We start from the raw sequence: 17,512 nt of genomic DNA on the forward strand, positions 1-17,512 counted from the left end.
TAGTCCAGACGTAGGCAAGCCTATCAGTAACCTTCCTCCTTGGTTGTCCATTCTTAGGGATAGATTTAAGGAGGTGCTGTCGTGGAAACAATTTCAATTAGATTGACAGTTTATTTTGAAGATGGATTTTGGCATGGATTGTTTGAACAAGCGTATCAGGAAACTTATCAAGTTTGTCGTGTGACATTTGGTCAGGAACCGAAAGATGATGAAATTCTTGAGATTTTACAAACTCAGTTTGCTCGCTTATCTTTTAGTTCAGAGTCAACAGTCAAACAGTATGTGAAGATTAAGAATCCGAAACGCCTACAACGTGTTGTAAAGAAGCAGGTAAAGCAGAAAGTTTCTTCTAAGTCGAAAGAACTATTGCAGTTGCAGTATGAGGAAAGGAAAAAGATTTCAAAACATCAATCTAGTGTCCAAAAGCAATTCCTCAAACAAGAGAAATTTGAACGCAAGCAGCAAAAACGTAGAGAGAAGCACAAAGGTCACTAGTGACTTTCTCTTTCATAAAATAGAACAGCTCTTTTCGTATAAAAAGAGCTGTTTTTACTTGTACGCCGAATAGGCATAACTAAATCCCCAGTTAAACTGAGGTCAGTAAAAATTCTTAGAGAAAAGGAAAGAACCTCCTAGTGCTAGAATGGAGTTGGTCTGGCAACCACAACATTTCAACATAGGAGGTTCACTGTCAATGAATGACGTAAAAAGCTTATCACATAGTAAATGGAGATGTAAATATCATATTGTTTTTGCTCCAAAATATAGAAGATAAATAATTTATGGTCGGATAAAAGCTGATGTAGGTAAAATTCTAAGAGATTTATGTAAGAGAAAAAATGTAGAAATTATCGAGGCAGAATGCTGTCCAGATCATATCCATATGCTAGTAACGATTCCACCACATTTAAGTATATCGAGTTTTATGGGATATTTAAAAAGCAAAAGTAGCCTCATGATATTCGATAGACACGCAAATTTAAAATATAAGTATGGAAATAGACATTTCTGGTGTAGAGGATATTATGTGGATACGGTGGGACGATATGAAGGAGCGATAAAAAGTATGTTCGCAATCAACTACAAGAGGATATAGCACAAGATACATTAAACTTTAAAGAATATACCGACCCGTTTACGGGTGAGCCAGTAAAATAGGCAAAATAAAAGCCCCCGAGTAGGGGGTAGCCAGTGGTAATAGAGTGGTTGTCAGATCATTCAATGCCCTCTTTAGAGGGCCACCATTAGAGAAAGACCCTTATAGGGTCAGAGCAAACCACCCGTTCTACGGGTGGTTATGATTGTGTTGGAAATTCCTTTTGTATATGATGAATTGCAATAAGTAATGCGACAAAATTAAATCAATTTTTTAATCTCATGTTTAAACATGTCAAATGGTGTTTTAAACCTAAGGCATTTTCTAGGTCGATTATTAATCAGCACTAGTGCTTCTGTTAGTTTATCTAGTGTTACTTTAGCTAAATCGGTTTTCTTAGGAAAAAGCTCTCGAAGTAAACCATTACTATTTTCATTAGAGCCACGTTGCCATGCTGCATAGGCATCAGCAAAATACATTGGTATCCCAAACTCGTTTTCAACCTGTTCAAAGCACGCAAATTCTTTACCACGGTCCACTGTAAAGGTTTTAAGTAATTTACTTGTTAATGTGTTGTATAGGGAACTAATAGCTAAAAACATAGAATCCTTAGTTCGGTCATCCATTTTTATTGCTACATAAAATCGAGTTTTACGTTCAACAAATGTAGCTAAACAACCTTTACTTTGACCTCTAGAAGACACCATTGTATCTAGTTCCCAATGACCAAAAGTCTTACGGTTTTCAACTTCTTGAGGTCGGTCCTTAATGGTCTTTTTCACATTGAACCGTCCACGCTTTTCTTGTGTACCAGGCTTTTTGCCTTTCCGGCGAAGTACTGTTTCTGTTACAGCAAGAAAACCACGATGGATCCAAGAATAAATTGTTTTAAAGCTTAGAACTCCAACTAATTCAGCACCAACTATTTCTTCTGGAGACCAAGTTTGTTGTAACCTGGATTCAATTAAAGCCGCTAATTGAGGTGTTAACTTTGTTGGTCTGCCTTTATTAGCAGACTCACTAATTGCTAATTGTTGTGCTTTAATCGCAGAATATTCACCTTCAACGCGATTTAATTCTCTTGCTACAGTAGAATGGTGAACCCCGATTAAGCTAGCAATCCTACGAACAGAGTATCCTTCTCTTCGTAAAACTTCTATTTGACTTCGTTTTTCTATGGTAAGATGTATATAGCTCATATTAGAGACCTCCGTGTCATGTAGTTGTGGTTATTTACATTTTACACGAGATCTCCAATATGAGTCTTTTTATTTGTCGCAATATATTTTACAATTCATCAAATAAATAAAAATACACTATTTTAAGTATAGCATTGGAATATGTATCTGAATATTATCATGTTATGAATGCTACTTATATTAATATGAATTTTACTAATGGGTATGGAGTGATATGTAAGTAGGTTAAAGAGTTTAATTCATCTTTTATTGATTATGTGTTTTTCTAATATATTTGAGGTGATTACTATGGCAGTGTCTAATATGAGAGCTACATTACTATATCCAATAGAAGTAGTGTGGGATACAGTGACGAATCTAAAGGATTTTTCCTGGAGAAGTGATTTAAAAGATGTAAGAATTATAGATGAGAATAACTTTATAGAGATTACCAAGAATGGAGTTGAAACTTATTTTAGAATTACAGAATGTATTAAATACCAGTCATGGATATTTGAGATAGAAAATAAAAATATTAAGGGGGCTTGGGTCGGAAAGTTCTATGTGGAGGATGATAAAACGATTCTAGATTTTACAGAAACTGTTGTCTCTAAAAAACTAATATTTAAGCCATTTATAAGTTTGTATTTGAAACGACAACAAAAAATATATTTTAGAGATTTAAAAGCAAAACTGAATTGTGAAGAGTTTGAAGCTGTTAGATAATATTTATAAGATTAGTTTTATCAAAATAGAAGGTGGTGCGTTTTGTGGCTGAGATTAGATTTGAAAATCTTCGAAAGCTATTAAAGAGCATGATAGAAAAGTGATAAAGAGACTATCTGTCTATTTTCTAAGCGTCATGGTAAATAGACTATCTGTGGAATGCAATTTTTAAATGTGCATGGATTAAAATTTATTAATGTTCTTGTTATTTCGTTATGAAAAAGATAAATTGAGATTTTAGAATTGTATTTGGTATATGATAGCCTTTCGCTTATACGAGGGGCTTTTACTATACACTCATACTTATAAATATAATATAATGTAATTAGTGATAATCATTTAAAAAATATAGTTCATGGGAGAGATATATGATACAGTTAAAAGATTTAGGTACGTTTGAATCTGTGCCTAAAATAGTGACGGATATTATTGAGGGTAATCTACCTGCACTTGTGTCGGCGTTAGCGGCTGGTTGGGATATTCATGAAGTCATAGAAATTGATGAATATAGTGAGCATACACCTTTAGAATTAGCTCTTGTCATGTGTTGCTTGCCAAGTATTCAATGGTTAGTAGAACATGGTGCTAATCTTAATGATGAAGAAAATCCAAGTTTCTTATTAGCGGTACAGTATGGTAATAAAGAGAGTATAGACTATGTTGTGGCTCATGGTGCTAATATTCACGCTTTGAACCGTGTGAAAGTAGATGCTTTTCAAGCTGCTTTATATGGCAAGAAATATGAGAACCTACAAATTATTCATGACTTAGGTCATACGGTACAGAAGTATGGCGGTAAAGCTTTCAGAAATATCATTACAGATAGAAATTATGAGGTTCTAGATTTCTTTATTCATAATGGTGTAGATATTAATTACAATAAGCCTGATTCTGTATATCCCTTTAAGCCAACCCCATTGTGCGTTGCGGCTCGTTATGTGGATTTACAGATGTGCAAATACTTGGTAGAACATAATGCTGACGTTACCATCACAGAAAAGGATGGTATGCGTCCCTATAGCATTGCCGTTGAAAAAGGCGATATGGAAATGGCAGAGTATTTTAAATCCTTAGAGCCTACGGAGTTCCATGATATACAGAATAAAATAGATCAGTTAAAGCCATTTAAATTACCAAAAGCATTAGTGAATTTTTTAGAAGGTGAACATCTTTACTTTGAATTACCAGACTCCGATTTTATATCTATAGAGTTCTTCCCACTTATTGATACAATTCCATTTAAATTAGGTCGCCGTAATCTATTGCGTTTATCTAAAGAACTAGGCGAGTATAACGATTGGCAAATTGTATGGGACACTAAAACTAAGAAGATAAGTTGCTATGATATAGAACATCAAGAGTTACGAGAACTTTGTAAATTTGATGAATTTATGGCGGATATGTCAGGTCAATTAGAAACCTTATTTTAGTCTATATTGTAAAGGAGAGGCGATACATATGACGACAGATTCATTTGAGAAAACATATACAAATTGGTCAATTGATATAGGTACCTATAAATATGAAGGTATTACACTGAATGAAGTTGAGCAAAATCTATATGCTATTCAGGATCAAGAGCAAGATTTTGTGATTGTATCCCCATCAAATAAAATCTCAATAGATAATAAACAGTATAACTTTGTACAAGTTTGCTGTGATGAAGATACTGATTTATTACATATAGAACTTAGTGTAACTAATGATGGCGAGCAGGGCGCTATCATATATGGTAAAAATGAATTGGGCCATCAAGAGGTATTACAGATAATAGAAGATTTTATTGCACATCATAAGGTTCCAGCATTAGATAGCTGGGAAATCGTGTTAGATTTAAGACATAATACGGAAAGCTAGTAAAGGATATTGAAAATGACTAATCCAAGATTTGTATTATTTTGCCGTAGATGGCTGATATATTCTTAATGTTTTCCCCATTATGACGTATATGTGGAGCATATCATGTTATACAGACCGAATAACCTCTTATATAAGTATATTCGCTATCGATTTAGACGGATTCAGATTCAATACAATATGGTATATGATGTAACACCAGAGGAAGAAGATGCGATTTGCCGTGAGCTATTAAAAAAGAGAGCGAAGATATTGATTCCAGTTGGTATATTATATTGTCTGATCTTTGCTGTAAGTTTTGTTTGGCTATTAGGAACTAGTGAAGAATTAAACTCCTTAATGCAATGGGAGATAAAAGTCTTTGACTATGTCACACCAATTTTAAATACCATTGATTTTAAATGGTATGCATATTCCCTTGACTTATTGAGAGTAGCACTTATTTTAGCCCCTATAGCGATTATAAATGTATCTCCTTATATCATTTTTTCCTATATGGTTGATACCATTTTGATACGACGCAGGGTAAAAGCTTTAATTAAAGAATATTACAGTGATGAGAAACCATTTGGTTAAAATAATCTATTAACTAGGAGCGAGTATTATGAGTAATCTAAAAGACTTTGATTGGACCGGATTTTGGAACGATGTTGATTATGCATTTGAATCCTATATAGGTAAACCTGTTACCGATAAGGATATTAAAGATGCTGAAACTGAGCTAGGCTATACATTACCTGCAGCATATATTGAATTACTTAACAATCATAATGGCGGTGTATTGAATAAGAACTGCTTTATTAATAATGATGGTGAGTGTGTATATGTGACAGGCATATATGGCATTGATAGAGATAAAAAGAAATCTATTTTTGGAGAATTTGGCAACGAATTTTGGATGTCTAAATGGGAATATCCTCCTATTGGTGTCGTGGTGGCGGATACGATTTCTGGCGGTCACGATATGATTTTTCTCGATTATCGTGAGTGTGGTCCTACAGATGAGCCTAAGGTAGTCCGAGTAGACCAAGAAGGGGATTACTCTATCACTCTTTTAGCAGATAGTTTTGGGGATTTTATTAAGCAATTATATATAAGCATAGAAGACATTACGGATGAAGAGTTTCAAGCGTTAAGTGATGAGGATAAGGTAAAACTTATTAATGAACAAGAGGACCTAGATATTGATCGTGCTATGGAACTTTTAACTAATATAGGCATCGATAATTTATCTCCTATATTGTTAAGTACCTTAGGACGTATCTACAACAATAATGACCGTGCAGCAGAGGCTGTTGAGTTATTTGAACGTATTGATGAGTCTTACCGTGATTGGTCTTGGTATTATCGTAAGGGTTATGCGCATGCCTCTTTAGCACATGGTGAAAGTTATCATTCTGAACATGTGCAGCAAGCTTTACAGTTAATTGAAACTGCTATGAAAAAGACAAAAGAAGCACACTTAGAAAAACAATTGAGCTGGTGCTGTGAAGTGGTAGAATATATTTTATCTTTTATAAAGCCAAGTGAGTATGAAAAGGATTATCCTATGATTTTTGAAACGATTAAAACGTTCGTTAATAAGAGCCAAAATGCTGAAATTAATAAACTTGACGCAGAGCAACTTGAAATATCAGAGGATAACTATCCTTCTTACAGTGCAGTGCATTGGGTATTCAATAAAAAATCATATACTAAAGAGAATTTTTCTAAAGAGTTTAATCAAATATTAGAGGAGTATGCTGAGTATGGCGCTAAGGAAAGTGCATTAGCGCTATTAGAAGAGCCTGAAATTTTAGTGACTTATGAAGCATGGATAGAAAGTGAAAATCAGCTTCATAATAATGAACGTTTAAACGGTGAAGAGTTACTAGAAGAAGAAAAAGAAGATAACATGTGGCAAGTAGAAATCATGGCCCATATTACTGCTGATAATGGTAAATATTTTACGGGAGAAGAACTTACCTTTAAGTTACAAAATTTAATGGCCAATAAAGAATTAGGCGATCATATATTCTATGAAGGCATAGAATACGAGGGACATGAGTGCGAGGGACATGGCCTCATCGATAATGAAGATGGTATCCCTGTCTTTTATGTATGTTGTGGCAGCTAAGTAAATAACCCATCTTATAAATCAATCACCATTAAGTAAAGTTTATTGTTTTGTGTGTTGGTTAATATTACTACTTTAGAATGATTTCATATACATATTAATTGGGATGAAGGGATGCGTATTGTATGTCGTTAAGTGTTGAACGTTTTTTATCTTTTTCTGAAGAGGCGCAATTACAAACTATTAAAGATCTTAATGATATAGGACAAGAGGAGCTGATTATTGAGACATTAACTGGTGTGGGCATCGAGAATCTACCTGTACCTTTATTAGGTGAGCTTGGTAGAGCGTATAACAATAATGATAAACCGGAAGAAGCTATCAAGGTATTAAACTCTATAGATGAAGAGTATAGAGATGCTGTGTGGTATTATCGCTGTGCTTACTCCTATGGCGCTATTGTTTCTAATAATCATGAGGTTTATACATCCAATAATATGCAACATATGCTAGCACTTGTAGATAATGGTATACGCCTAGCTGTTAGTGAGAATCGAAATAATATAACAGGATATTTTTTTGAGATTATTGATATGTGTTATATGCAGATAGATTTTGAAAGGTGTGAGTCTGATTACCCAGAATTGTGTTCTGCTTATAGTAAATACGTAGCCGAAAAACAGAAGAATAGGAGAGGTGTATCTCAGCATCGGACTATAACTGTTGAAGAAATTAAAGAAACTGATGATATGTGGACTATTAATGAACCTGCATATTGGACCATAAATATTTATGGCTCTTATGATGATTATATAGAAACATCTAAAGAGTTTACATTAGAGCAACGATATCTTAATGCAATATGTTGGTATTTTGCTGAGGTCAATAATGGTGGTCATCACCAGTTTTTCTATAACTCTACAGGTATCGTATGGGAAGATACTTTAGTGGGGTTGCGTCTATTCAATATGAAAGAGTTGGCAGATAATTTCCAATCAGTACTAGATTTCTTTGGTGGTACTGTACCATTTGATAGAGCGGAACGATGGTACTTATTACAACAATCTGAGAATAATCCAGAATTCTTTGATTTTCTCGATGAAAAAGATGATGCAGTATATACATATGATGGTATCTTTGAAGATGTATTTGTACATGAGAACCCTCATTTATTTGTATTTGATGGAACCTATACGATTCCAAACTAATTTTGGAGATATATTTAGCTAGATATAATAGATACTTTCATTATGCTAGTTACTTTCACAAAGAATAACCGATGTATTAGAGGTATTACATGTTAGATAAACAAGGCGTATATGATTGTTTGCGTGACCATCATATCGATTTTGAAATTACAGATCACGCACCATTATTTAGTATGGACGATAAGCCAAATGTGCAGTTGCCATATCCTGATTGGGATGCGAAGAATTTATTTATACGAGATCATAAACGAGAGCATTACTATTTAATTACTGTTCGTGGATCAAAGCGTGTAGATTTAAAACAATTTCGTAAGGACCACAAACTTAAAAAAATTTCCTTTGGTTCTGAAGAAGAACTATGGGATATATTGAAGATTAAACCAGGTCACGTATCTCCATTTTGCTTGCTCCATGATGAGGACCGTAAGGTCCATTATTATATTGATGCGGACTACGAAAATAATGTAATCGGCATACATCCGAACCAAAATGATGCGACTGTGTGGCTTCAAGGCAAAGAACTAGTTAAACTTATTGAAGAGCATGGTACAACTATTGAATATATAACAATATAAGCTTAACATCCTATTTGTTGGAACTAATATTACTCAATATAGTTTTAATAGATAGGATGTTTTTATATGCAAAAGGACTCATAATCTTTTATAATAATGTAAAAGCATTTGTTATATAAGAGGTTTTATATGAAAGTTAAATTGATTCAACCACGTATGTTGAAGCGTCCTATGGATACAGATTTAAAAATACGTATGTCCCCACATTTAGGGTTATTAACTGTGGCTAATATTATTCGGCATGAGTGTGAGGTCACAATTGAAAATGAAAATATTAGAGAACTAGATTTTAATGATGTACCTGATTTAGTAGGTATTGCGGTGACTGTTGATGTATTGCCTAGAGCAATTGAAATTGCAGCTATATATAGAAAGAAAGGGGCTAAGGTGATTGCTGGTGGTATACATATTACGACAGCATTCGATACCGTACCTAAGGAGGCATTTGATAGTCTTTGTATAGGTTTCGCAGAAAATACATGGCCTCAAATTATAGAAGATGCTAAACATGGTCGGTTGCAATCTCAATATGTTTCTGCGCCTTTAGAATCTGGAGATGATATTGCATCACCTGCATATGACTTGATAGATAAGACCGATTACTTATGGTATAACGTTGTTTCTACTAGTAGAAGTTGTCCTCATAAGTGCGATTTTTGCTATAATAGCTCTGGAACACACCAATATATTAATCGCAATATAGAGGATGTGTTGGGAGATATCAAACGATTAGGTACAAAACATATTATGTTTATTGATGATAATTTTATTGGTAATATTTCTTGGACTAAACAGTTTTTAGAACGTATTAAACCTTTGAAGTTAAACTGGAATGCAGCGGTTACTATGAAAATAGGGCAACACCCTGAATTGATGGATTTAATGAAAGAAACTGGTTGTCAGAGTTTATTTATTGGTTTTGAAAGTATCAGCCCTCAATCTTTATCTAGCGTTCATAAAATGCAGAATAATCGTGAAGAGTTTGAACGACTTATTAACGAATTACATAAGCGTGGTATTATGGTTAATGCTAGCTTTGTATTTGGCTTAGATGGAGATACACCAGAGACTTTTAAAAATACGTTAGATTGGATTATTAGCCAGAAAATTGATACAATTACATCACATATTGTCACACCATACCCAGGTACTGAATTCTACAAGAGAATGGAAGCTCAAAATAGAATTTTTGATTATGATTTATCAAAATATAATACGTCTCACGTAGTTGTATCACCGTTAGGTATGTCTAAAGAAGAATTAGAAAAAGGCTATCTTTGGATCTATAAAGAGTTATATTCCATAAAAAATATATTTCGTCGCTTGCCTAAAACTATCAGTACAATACCAGCATATCTAACTTTTAATTTCTTTTACCGTAGATTTGGACAATTTACATCAAGAGTATGTGAGTTGTTAACTTATAAGCGTATTGGTTTGTTTGCCGAGAAGTTATCAAGATATATGTAAAGGAGTATATATGAATAAAAATTTATTAAAACGTATTGTACTAACATCTGCTATTGCCGTATTAGGTGTAAGTACATCTTTTGCAGCTCTTGTTATGGAACGGGATCAATCTGTAGATACAGCACCTAGCGTAGGTATGTATCGTTTCGAAGTACCTGTAGAGTTACAAGGCACTTATAATAGTGCAGGTGTAGCTAATCTGACAGCATCTATGGAAAAAGAACCTAATACATTGTCCATGAATGTGGCGCATGTAAAAGGTAATCCTTCGGAGTCTTATGTAGTTGAAATCTATAAAGATTTAGCTGCTATTGAAACACATCGCAAATCTGACCATTATCAAACATTTGTTAATGAAGTCGGTTCTAAATTAACAAATCGTAAGATGTACGATGTGCAGTCTGTACTTTTATTTGAAAAGAAAGAAGCATTATCCATTGTAAATGATGGTAAGGCAGTAGTGACCTTAACTGAGTTTACTGTTGATAGCAATGAAATCGATACGGTACAACGACAATATCAACTAGATATGGAACGTGCCGTTCGAGATGATGCGGGTTATAAAGCTGGTTATGTGCTTCGTGAAAGAAACGCAAAAAATCGCTGGTACGTCATTCAGATCTATAGCGATCAAGATGCTCTTACTAAACATTTGAACAGCCCAGGTTATCGTTTTATGATGAGCCAAATTCAAGGTAGTCTACAAGGGGTTACTACTAAAGTATTAGCTGGGGATATCCTTGTAAACCATGGTGGTCAATCATTTGTTAGACCTTAGTTTTTGATATAATACTAATCAGTAAAGTTACTGCTAGCATATTATGTGCTAGCAGTTTTTTACTATATAATAGGTTATAATCTAGTTAATTCTACTTAGGAGTTATATATGACACAGCAAGAACGATTACGCTATCTTTTAGAGAGATTAGTAGCAGAATATAAAGAGAAACATAAGGAACATATAGATATTCCCGTAAGTGAAGAAGAACAGTTTACTCTATTTAGAGCACTATGTAATATTCGTCCTGCAGGAGCCATGCCCGCTGAATGGATGAAGATAGAGGATGAATATTTAAATACATTAGCCCATGAAAAGGGCATCATCACAATTCATGATATGGAAGAGCGAGAGTCTCAAATCTTTTTATGGCAAGGTGATATTACTCGACTAGCTGTTGACGCCATTGTTAATGCAGCCAACAATCAATTGCTTGGATGCTTTGCGCCTAACCATAAATGTATCGATAATGCTATCCATACCTTTGCTGGTATTGAGCTTCGTATGGAATGTGCAAGAATGATTGAGTATTTAGATATGCCTGAAAAGACTGGTGTAGCTCGAATGACCTATGGGTATAATTTACCAGCAAAACATGTACTTCACACTGTTGGACCTATTATTTACGAAGAGGTAACAAATAAAGAGCGAAATGAATTAGTCTCTTGCTATCGCTCCTGCTTAGAGTTGGCTAATGCTTATAACTTACACTCTATTGCATTCTGCTGTATCTCTACCGGTGAATTCAGATTTCCGAATGAAGAGGCCGCACAAATTGCTATTGATACGGTGCGTACTTATTTAAAAGAAACTAATAGCAAAATACAAGTGGTATTTAATGTATATAAGGATATAGATTATGACATCTACAACAAACTATTGGGATAACTAACATACTCCTTTTGAAATTCATAAAAATGCTGTATCATTTAATAATGACATACAAAAGGTATTGAATGATTTGTTATCTTAAGAAGGAGTTAATGTACTATGAATTATAAATACACCTATGAAAGCCCATTAGGAACTATGGTTATGCTTGGTACATTATCATACTTAACAGATTTGTTTTTTGTTGATGAAAGTCACGCGCCTACGTATGATGATGCAGATTATATAGAACAAAAAACAGGCCCTTTTGAGGTGACTATTATGTGGTTAGATCAATATTTCTCTGGTAGAAAACCTTTTGTTACACCACCAATTGAGTTAGAGGGAACAGAGTTCCGCAAGTCTGTCTGGTCTATATTACAGACAATTCCCTATGGGGAGACTACGACTTATGGAGATATTGGTAAAAAGATTGCTACAAAACAAGGTAAAGAAAAGATGTCTGCTCAAGCCGTAGGGGGTGCCGTAGGGCACAATCCGATTTCTATCATCGTTCCTTGTCACCGTGTTATTGGCAGTAATGGACAGTTAACAGGCTATGCAGGGGGCATTGAACGCAAGAAATATATGCTAGACCTAGAGTCGGAGCATAAATAAAGTAATAGTAAATATAAAACATAGATAATAATAAAAGAGATTACTTCTATGTATAGTTAGACATATATAGAAGTAATCTTTTTTTGCGTTTAGATATATTTAGTTGTAATGTAAATAGATATCGTAATAATTAGAATACGAGCAAATACAATACTTTAACAATGTACTTATTTTAAATAAATTTGTTCTCTAAGGTACCAATACCGCTTATGGAAACTGTAACAATATCTCCTGGTTTTAACCAAGAATACTTACTTTCATTCTTACCTAATACTACACCACTAGGCGTACCTGTAAAGATAATGTCACCTTCTTGGAGTGTCATATATGTTGATAAGAAGGCAATAATGTTATAAGGCTTAAAAATCATTTGTTCTAGCTTTGCTTGTTGACGTATTTCACCATTTACTGTTGTCGTAATAGTAGCACTTTCAAAGTCAAAATCATCAGGAGATACAATATTAGGACCAATAGGAGCAAAGTGATCAAACGATTTGCCAAGGATCCATTGAGAACCTCTAAACTGTAATGTACGGGCAGATACGTCGTTACCAATGGTATAGCCTAAGATATGTTCCATTGCCTTTTCAGGAGATATGTTTTTACCAGATTTACCGATGATGATAACTAATTCTCCTTCATAATCGTAATGGAAAGTTTCGTCTTCAATAGTAATTGTATCATGATTACCTGCAAGAGCATTTGATGTTTTCATAAAGATTTCTGGAAAATCATGTGTAGCTAGACTAGTTTCAGCAATATGATCAGCGTAGTTAAGGCCAATACAAATGATACTTTTAGGATTAGGAATTAAAAAATGTTTATTTTCGTTCATAATAGGGACCTCCTAGTAAAATAGGATAATGTATATCTGAAATTATTATAATATAAATAGGGCGGCAGCTATACTGTAAAGAAACAATTTTTATATTCAACGATAGTATAGCTGGTGGCCTATTTGATAATATACATATCTATTAATATGTTACCTATGTATAGATGATATATCTTAATAGATACTATATCTGTATATATAATTTATCATCTCTATAGAATCTATTGAAAATACAAGATGATAGTGATAAGATTAAGTGTATATCAATATAAATGGAGGTTATTGTTATGAGCAAGAATATCGATTGGGATAATCTCGGTTTTGGTTATGTAGAAACCGAATACCGTTATTTGACTACATATAAAGATGGTAAATGGGACAAAGGTGGTTTAATTACTGATGCTAACGTTGTCCTTAATGAATGTGCTGGAGTATTCCAATACGCTCAAACTGTCTTTGAAGGGTTGAAAGCATACTACACAAAAGATGGTCATATCGTATGCTTCCGTCCAGATTTGAATGCAGAACGTTTGAATCAATCCTGTGAACGCCTTGTAATGCCTACATTACCTGAAGGTCGTTTCCTCGAAGCTGTAAAAGAAGTTGTAAAAGCAAATAAAGACTTTGTTCCTCCATATGGTCATGGTGCAAGCCTTTATATTCGCCCTTACATGATGGGTACAAACTCCGTTATCGGTGTAAAACCTGCTGATGAATATCAATTCCGTGTGTTTACAACACCAGTAGGCCCTTACTTCAAAGGTGGTGCTAAACCAATCAAAATTCGTATCACTGATTTTGATCGTGCAGCTCCTCATGGTACTGGGCATATTAAAGCTGGCTTGAACTATGCTATGAGTTTGTATGCTATCACTGATGCTCATAATAAAGGCTATGCAGAAAATATGTATCTTGATGCGGCTACTCGTACACATGTAGAAGAAACTGGTGGTGCTAACTTCATCTTTATTACTAAAGATGGTAAATTAGTTACACCTAAATCTGATAGTATATTGCCATCCATTACACGTCGTTCTTTGATGTATGTAGCAGAACACTACCTTGGTATGACTGTAGAACATCGTCCTGTTCGTAAAGATGAATTAAAAGATTTTGCTGAAATTGGTCTTTGTGGTACAGCGGCTGTTATTTCTCCAGTAGGCCAAATCGATACTCCAGAAGGTACCATTAATGTACCTGCTGGCATGGATGATATGGGTCCTATCACTAAAAAATTATATGACACATTACTTGGCATTCAACATGGTGAAATCGAAGCTCCTGAAGGCTGGGTAGTTAAAATTTGCTAATCCTTTAGTAGATTATATAATTTAATATGTAAATAGAAACTAATATGTAAATAAAAACGGCATCTATCATTTGATAGATGCCATTTTTTGTATTTTATTATTTTAATAAAGTAAATAAGATATTAGCAATAAACTTATTAGTAAAATAGTAGACTATTAGTTAGATTTTGCTCTACTATGCACCTTAGTCATAAATTTTTCGTTGTTAATAACAAATCGTTCATGTGTGCCACGACCAATAATACCAACACCATCAGAGGCTTCAATATCGAATGTTATTTTACGACCTTCTACAGCACTTACAGTAGCTTTTGCTGTTACTGTTGCGCCTAAAGGCGTAGGGGCCTCATGAGTAATAGATAGGGAGATACCTACTGTGCCTTCACCGTCCTCTAAATATGGCTGTACTGCAGCTTGTGCAGCTTCCTCCATAAGTGCACACATCGCTGGTGTAGCAAAGACCTCTAAAGAACCAGACTTCATTGTTTTTGCAATATTAGATTCAGTTACTATAACTGTTGCTGTAGCTGTTTGACCTGCTGATACCATATTATACCTTCTTTCACTTAGAATATTCTCATTATACTAGTATTATACATCTAAAGTTAATTATTATGCTATTAAAATATATATTTTGAAGATACTACCAGTTAAAAATAATTATTTTTAACTGGTAGTATCTTAGAAAATAGAATGTTTATAATCTAAAAACAATAGTTTTAACTGGTAGAAATTAGATAAATAGAGTATTAAAATTGCTATTCAAATTAGAATTAAAGAAATGTAACTAGTTATAACTCTTCTATAGAATACGTGATATAATGAAGCTAGTCTTTTTAATACGAGGTATATATGAGTAAAAGAAATTTAAAACCTTCTGGTGAAGGTTGGGTACAGTTAATAGCAGGCATAGGTTTTATTGTTTTATTAATTATTATAAATATTGTAGATCCTACATTTTATCCGACCATGTGGCACTTAGCAACAAGTGGCTCTATGGAAGAGGTAGCGGAGTATATTCAAAGTTTTGGCCCTATGGCCATGTTGGTGAGTATGGTCCTCGATATTTTTGTTAACGCCGTAGGCTTTTTACCGTCAATTTTCATATCTACAGCTAATGGTTTAGTATTTGGTATGTGGCCAGGGATCATTATTTCTTGGTTGGCTGAAACAATTGGTGTAGTCATTAGCTTTTATATTATGCGTTACTTCTTACGTGATACAGCGGACAAGTTGATTGCTAAGAGTACGGTATTGATGAAAGTAGATGATTTTTCCGGTAAAAATGGTTTTGTGGTCATGTTATTTGCACGATCCTTACCGTATTTTCCATCTGGGGTCATTACCGCCTTAGGGGCCATTAGTAAAATCAAACCTAGAGATTATATATTGGCAAACTTGATTGGTAAATTTCCATCTACGGCTTTAGAGGTAGCTATTGGTACAGATATTGTAAATTTCCAAGAAAATATGGGACGATTAGGAATTATTGTTCTTGTTGCAGGTGTTGTATACTTCATTCTTTGGAAAGTATATAAGAACTATATTAATAAGAAAAATGCGGAACAAGAGCATGATCCTAATGCGTAATATAAAGTCTAATTAGGTAAGGCATTACAAAATAACTAATTAACTATAGGCTGCTTACGTTTTAATAATGTAATATTCTTAATTCTTGATGTTAGTAATATTTTCTACTTAGAAGTGTTTTCTACATAGTATATATGAAAGAGGCGATAGTATGAGCTTTTCTTTTCCTGAACGTGTAACCTTGAAAGGTCCTAATTTTATTCGTGAAGTATTTGAACGTGGTATAGGTGTGGAAGGCTTTATTAGCTTTGGTATTGGTAATCCTGCGCCAGAAGCAATTCCTGTCGAGATCATCGAAAAGGCTTTTGATGAAGTTGTGCATTCTAATCCTATGAGTCTTTTACAATATGGTCCAATGCAAGGTGATGCACATTTAGCAGAACTTACATTAGAACGTTTAGTACAAACTCATAAGATGAATCCGGAAGGACAAGGTCTCATTATTTCCAATGGTGCAGGTCAATTATTAGGTCTTGTACCAATCACAGTTATAGAACCAGGCGATGAAGTGTACATGGATGAATTTACTTTCACCAGTGCTATTAACTCTGTGCGAAACATGGGCGGTAAAGCAATAGGTATTAAAACTGATGAGTATGGTATGATTCCAGGTGAGTTAGAAAAAGCGGCTCGATCTGGTAAAGGTAAATATATTTATCTAATTCCTAACTTCCAAAATCCAACAGGCATTACTATGCCTTTAGAGCGCCGTAAGGAGATTTATGCTATTGCATCTAAATATGATTTATTTATCTATGAAGATGATCCATATGGTGAAATTCGTTTTGCCGGAGAATACATTCCAACGTTCAAATCCTTCGACACAGAAGATCGTGTTCTGTATGCAGGTTCTTATTCTAAAACATTATCTGCAGGCTTGCGTGTCGGCTTCTTATTTGGTCCAGCTAAAATTATTGAAGCTATCCAAGCATTAAAAAATAATACGGCCGGTCAAATGCCATTAGTAACTCAAAAGGTGGTAGCGAAGGTTCTTGATACCATTGATTACGATGCTCATTTAGATAATGTACGAAAAGTATATAAAATGAAATGTGAAGCTTTACTTAACGCTTTTAAAAAGTATGCGAGTTCTAAAGTTCATTTGACACAACCTACAGGTGGTATGTTTGCATGGATGACGATGCCTGAGGATGTAGATTGTGATGTATTCTTTGAAACTTGTATGGACCGCAATGTTGGGATTATTAAATGTGGTGCCTTTGCAGCAGATGGAGCAGGAGCAGGTCATGCATTTCGTTTGAGCTATACGGTACCAACAGTAGAGGAAATTACAAAGGGGATGGAAATTCTCGGCGGGTTAACTAAAGAATTTTGTGGTGAGTAA

18 protein-coding genes and 1 pseudogene are annotated in these 17,512 nt (G+C 34.3%); 16 read left to right on the plus strand and 3 right to left on the minus strand.

Going from position 1 to position 17,512, the window contains the following annotated elements; genetic code table 11:
- The first annotated feature begins 81 nt into the window (after positions 1-81).
- Both KHY58_RS00005 and tnpA read left to right on the plus strand, forming a co-directional pair.
- Positions 82-495: a YjdF family protein gene (locus KHY58_RS00005; protein WP_024062706.1), complete on the plus strand. Its 414-nt coding sequence runs from the start codon at positions 82-84 to the stop codon at positions 493-495.
- 199 nt (positions 496-694) lie between these two features.
- Positions 695-1,158 (plus strand): annotated as a pseudogene (tnpA, locus tag KHY58_RS00010) (IS200/IS605 family transposase).
- 198 nt (positions 1,159-1,356) lie between these two features.
- Here tnpA and KHY58_RS00015 read toward each other — a convergent pair.
- The gene (locus KHY58_RS00015; protein ID WP_058948456.1) at positions 1,357-2,295 is read right to left on the minus strand and encodes an IS30 family transposase; all 939 of its coding nucleotides are present in this window, start codon (positions 2,293-2,295) and stop codon (positions 1,357-1,359) included.
- Between the two features lie 288 nt (positions 2,296-2,583).
- Between KHY58_RS00015 and KHY58_RS00020 the strand changes: the two genes are divergently transcribed.
- The 11 genes from KHY58_RS00020 to KHY58_RS00070 all read left to right on the plus strand — a co-directional run bounded on the left by KHY58_RS00020 (position 2,584) and on the right by KHY58_RS00070 (position 12,432).
- Complete coding sequence (locus KHY58_RS00020; RefSeq protein WP_044117164.1) at positions 2,584-3,000, plus strand: hypothetical protein; 417 nt, start codon at positions 2,584-2,586, stop codon at positions 2,998-3,000.
- Positions 3,001-3,368: 368 nt separating this feature from the next.
- Positions 3,369-4,430: an ankyrin repeat domain-containing protein gene (locus KHY58_RS00025; protein ID WP_058948457.1), complete on the plus strand. Its 1,062-nt coding sequence runs from the start codon at positions 3,369-3,371 to the stop codon at positions 4,428-4,430.
- A gap of 28 nt (positions 4,431-4,458) precedes the next feature.
- A complete protein-coding gene (locus KHY58_RS00030; protein WP_024062120.1) occupies positions 4,459-4,857 on the plus strand; it encodes a hypothetical protein in 399 nt (132 codons plus the stop codon).
- Positions 4,858-4,962: 105 nt separating this feature from the next.
- Positions 4,963-5,433 (plus strand): hypothetical protein, encoded by a 471-nt coding sequence (locus tag KHY58_RS00035; protein ID WP_024062119.1) that lies wholly within the window; start codon positions 4,963-4,965, stop codon positions 5,431-5,433.
- Between the two features lie 28 nt (positions 5,434-5,461).
- Positions 5,462-6,973, plus strand: coding sequence for an SMI1/KNR4 family protein (locus KHY58_RS00040; RefSeq protein ID WP_058948458.1), 1,512 nt, complete (start codon positions 5,462-5,464; stop codon positions 6,971-6,973).
- 125 nt (positions 6,974-7,098) lie between these two features.
- Entirely contained in the window at positions 7,099-8,121 is a 1,023-nt protein-coding gene (locus tag KHY58_RS00045; protein WP_024062155.1) for a DMP19 family protein, read from the plus strand.
- An 89-nt stretch (positions 8,122-8,210) separates the two neighbouring features.
- The gene (locus KHY58_RS00050) at positions 8,211-8,696 is read left to right on the plus strand and encodes a prolyl-tRNA synthetase associated domain-containing protein (protein WP_058948459.1); all 486 of its coding nucleotides are present in this window, start codon (positions 8,211-8,213) and stop codon (positions 8,694-8,696) included.
- Between the two features lie 129 nt (positions 8,697-8,825).
- A complete protein-coding gene (locus KHY58_RS00055) occupies positions 8,826-10,166 on the plus strand; it encodes a B12-binding domain-containing radical SAM protein (RefSeq protein WP_058948460.1) in 1,341 nt (446 codons plus the stop codon).
- 10 nt (positions 10,167-10,176) lie between these two features.
- A complete protein-coding gene (locus KHY58_RS00060; RefSeq protein WP_278471410.1) occupies positions 10,177-10,944 on the plus strand; it encodes a putative quinol monooxygenase in 768 nt (255 codons plus the stop codon).
- Positions 10,945-11,052: 108 nt separating this feature from the next.
- On the plus strand, positions 11,053-11,832 hold the full coding sequence (locus tag KHY58_RS00065; protein ID WP_123138004.1) for a protein-ADP-ribose hydrolase: 780 nt from the start codon (positions 11,053-11,055) through the stop codon (positions 11,830-11,832).
- Positions 11,833-11,934: 102 nt separating this feature from the next.
- Positions 11,935-12,432 (plus strand): methylated-DNA--[protein]-cysteine S-methyltransferase, encoded by a 498-nt coding sequence (locus tag KHY58_RS00070; RefSeq protein ID WP_278471413.1) that lies wholly within the window; start codon positions 11,935-11,937, stop codon positions 12,430-12,432.
- Positions 12,433-12,604: 172 nt separating this feature from the next.
- Here the strand turns inward: KHY58_RS00070 and KHY58_RS00075 are convergent, their stop codons facing one another.
- Positions 12,605-13,267, minus strand: a complete 663-nt coding sequence (locus KHY58_RS00075; RefSeq protein ID WP_278471416.1) for a fumarylacetoacetate hydrolase family protein — start codon at positions 13,265-13,267, stop codon at positions 12,605-12,607.
- Positions 13,268-13,554: 287 nt separating this feature from the next.
- On the opposite strand from KHY58_RS00075, the gene KHY58_RS00080 reads away from it, so the two are divergent.
- Positions 13,555-14,577, plus strand: a complete 1,023-nt coding sequence (locus tag KHY58_RS00080) for a branched-chain amino acid aminotransferase (protein ID WP_278471418.1) — start codon at positions 13,555-13,557, stop codon at positions 14,575-14,577.
- Positions 14,578-14,733: 156 nt separating this feature from the next.
- Here the strand turns inward: KHY58_RS00080 and KHY58_RS00085 are convergent, their stop codons facing one another.
- On the minus strand, positions 14,734-15,126 hold the full coding sequence (locus KHY58_RS00085) for a thioesterase family protein (protein WP_278471420.1): 393 nt from the start codon (positions 15,124-15,126) through the stop codon (positions 14,734-14,736).
- 303 nt (positions 15,127-15,429) lie between these two features.
- Between KHY58_RS00085 and KHY58_RS00090 the strand changes: the two genes are divergently transcribed.
- Positions 15,430-16,167, plus strand: a complete 738-nt coding sequence (locus KHY58_RS00090) for a TVP38/TMEM64 family protein (protein WP_004692970.1) — start codon at positions 15,430-15,432, stop codon at positions 16,165-16,167.
- A 151-nt stretch (positions 16,168-16,318) separates the two neighbouring features.
- Positions 16,319-17,512: a PLP-dependent aminotransferase family protein gene (locus KHY58_RS00095; RefSeq protein ID WP_278471423.1), complete on the plus strand. Its 1,194-nt coding sequence runs from the start codon at positions 16,319-16,321 to the stop codon at positions 17,510-17,512.

The organism is Veillonella parvula (assembly GCF_018366295.1).
Taxonomy (GTDB): domain Bacteria; phylum Bacillota; class Negativicutes; order Veillonellales; family Veillonellaceae; genus Veillonella; species Veillonella parvula_P.